Genomic DNA, 2407 nt, shown 5'->3' on the forward strand with positions numbered 1-2407 from the left:
GGCCGCCGGAACCCGCCCCCGCGGCGCCGCCCCCGCCGCCGGCGCCGCGGGTGGGCAGCGCCACCGGCCTGCCGCTGCCGCGCTATGCCGCGCTGGGGTCCAACCAGGTGAACCTGCGGATCGGCCCCGACCTTCGCTACAAGATCGACTGGACCTACCAGCGGAAGGACCTGCCGGTGCAGATCGTCGAGGAGCACGACATCTGGCGCCGCATCCGCGACCCCGAGGGGACGGAAGGCTGGGTGCAGCGGCCGCTGCTCACCTCCCGCCGGACCTTCCTGGTGCAGGGGGAGGAGCGGGCGCTGCGCCGCCGGCCGGAGGAGGGGGCCGAGGCGGTCGCCAGGCTCAAGCCCGGCGTCATCGGGTCCCTGCGGAAATGCGAGGCCGAGAGCGCCTGGTGCGAGGCGCGGGTCGGCGACTACCGCGGCTGGATCCGTCGCAGCGAGATCTGGGGCGTGGCGGCGGACGAGCCGGTGAACTGAGGCCGACGGTCGTTCGGGACGGCCGCTGGCATCGTTGTGGTGCCCCCGGGCGGCCGTGGGGGGGGGGGGACATGGGCCTGCGGCCTTGGCTCGCCGCCTGATAGGGTCCCATCGACCTCGCGCAGCGACACCGATGGGGTCCCCTGGCGGCGGGCGCCATCCGGCGGCTCGGCCGGCCGCGCCGGCCGTATGGTCACGCCATGCGGCCGTCGGCAGGGGGCCGGCGGCCCGCCGCCGCCCTCGCCGGCTTCGCCCTGCCCTGGTCAGGCGCCGGGCGGCGCCGAAGGACCCGATCAGGCGTCCTGGCTGGACGTGTCGCGCTGGCGCGGCGGCGCCGGGAGTGGCGGGCCCCCTTCGGCAGCCTGGCCGGCCCTGCCGGTCCCTGGCCATGCGACGCGGCGGCCGGAGCGACGCCGATGCCCTGGCCGCGGGTCGCCCCGGGAAGTCCCGCGAACGGGTGCCGAGGCGCGGGCGCGAGACCCTGCCGCGACCGGAGCGGCCTGCGGCGATCGGCGCCGTCCCGCAACGGCGCGCGCCGGGCGGGGCACCGGGCAGGCACCACCGGGCCGCATGCACCATCAACCCGTCATGCGCAGGGCGGCGGCCAGGCCGCCCGCGCGATCGGTGCTATTCCGCCGCCGCCTCGGCCGGCGGCGGCTGCAGCGAAGCCTGGTTCGCCTGCCGCAGCCGCGCCGCCGCGTCGTCGTAGAGGAAGGGCAGCACCGCATAGCGGGTGCCCTGCGTCACCGGCGTCGCCTCATGCAGCAGGGAACAGCTGAACACCACCGCGCCGCCCGCCGGCGGCCGGTAGCGGCGCGGGCCGAATTCCGGAAACCACAGCTCCCCGCCCGCGAAATCCTCGTTCAGATTGATCGTCACCGCGAAGCGGCGATGCGCCGTGCCGGGCGTGGTGTTGTCGCGATGGGCGCGGAAATGCCCGCCCGTCGCGGCATCGTAGCAGGCGATGATGTAGCGCTCGATCCGCGTCGCCTCGAACTGGAAGGCCTTGCGAATCTCCGGCACCAGCCGGCGGGCGAGCCGGGCGCGGATCTGCGCCTGCAGCGCCGCATCCTCGATCTGGCAATCGGCGCGGCGCTTGAAGGCGTGGTCGTAGACGCCGACCGTGCGGCCCTCGCGCTCCACCATGAAGCCGCTGTCCTCGCCGCCCTTCTCGGCATAGAGGGCGATGAGGCGTTGGCAGAAATCGGGCTCGAACACCCGCGGCAGCAGCAGCACGGGGGCCGGCGCCTCCTGCCCCGCATGCAGGTGCGGCGGCGGCAGGCCGCGCAGCAGGTCCGCCAGCGATGCCAGGCGGTCCAGCGGCACCGCCGCGATCACCCGCAGCAGCGGGTCCAGCAGGAAGGCGGCGGTGCCGGCCAGCAGCCCGCCCGTCGGTCCCGCCTGCAGCAGCCCATAGGCGCGGTGGATGCCGGCATCCGCATCGGCCAGCACGCGCAGGCCCGGGATGCGGTCCTGCGGCCCCTCTGGCGAGAGCGGGCCGAGGGTGACGAGGCAGGCGGTGGCGCACGCATCGTCCAGCAGCCCCGCCGCCAGGGCGGGCGCCAGCGCGGCAGCGGCCTGCGGCCCGGCCGCATGGCCGGACGGCCCGGCGAAGGCCAGCAGCACGTAGCGCCCGGCGAGGGAGGCGAAATTGTAGCGCGGATTGCCGGCGGAGGCGGCGAAGAACCATGGCGCCGGGTCACCCGGCAGGGGCGGCTGGATCCTGGTCTCGCTGGCGGTCATCGGGGGCGTCCTGGCGCGGCCGGCCCGGTGTAGAACGAATGGCCGCGGCGGGTGAATGCCCCGGCGTGCCGCCGCGTGTCGCCGCGGCGCCCGGCCTGCCGGATCGCCGCATGCCGCTGAACCCCCGCGCCCGGCCGCGAGCGGCGCGGGGGCGCATCGCCGCGCGGCGCGATGGGCGCGGA

The 2407-nt window shown here is 76.5% G+C and carries 2 protein-coding genes; one reads left to right on the forward strand and one right to left on the reverse strand.

Annotation, left to right across the window (positions count from 1 at the left end; all coding sequences use genetic code 11):
- Positions 1 to 482 (forward strand): SH3 domain-containing protein (locus E2C05_RS31025; protein WP_338045224.1); only part of this gene is annotated, 482 nt, incomplete at its 5' end.
- 627 nt (positions 483 to 1109) lie between these two features.
- Here E2C05_RS31025 and E2C05_RS31030 read toward each other — a convergent pair.
- The gene (locus tag E2C05_RS31030; RefSeq protein WP_133223466.1) at positions 1110 to 2225 is read right to left on the reverse strand and encodes a 2OG-Fe(II) oxygenase; all 1116 of its coding nucleotides are present in this window, start codon (positions 2223 to 2225) and stop codon (positions 1110 to 1112) included.
- Positions 2226 to 2407: the final 182 nt, after the last annotated feature.

It is taken from the genome of Paracraurococcus ruber, from assembly GCF_004353985.1.
Classification (GTDB): Bacteria; Pseudomonadota; Alphaproteobacteria; order Acetobacterales; family Acetobacteraceae; genus Paracraurococcus; species Paracraurococcus ruber.

Coding starts and splice junctions, on each gene's coding strand:
- E2C05_RS31030 (WP_133223466.1), bottom strand. CDS start 2,225: ATGACCGCCAGCGAGACCAGGATCCAGCCGCCCCTGCCGGGTGACCCG.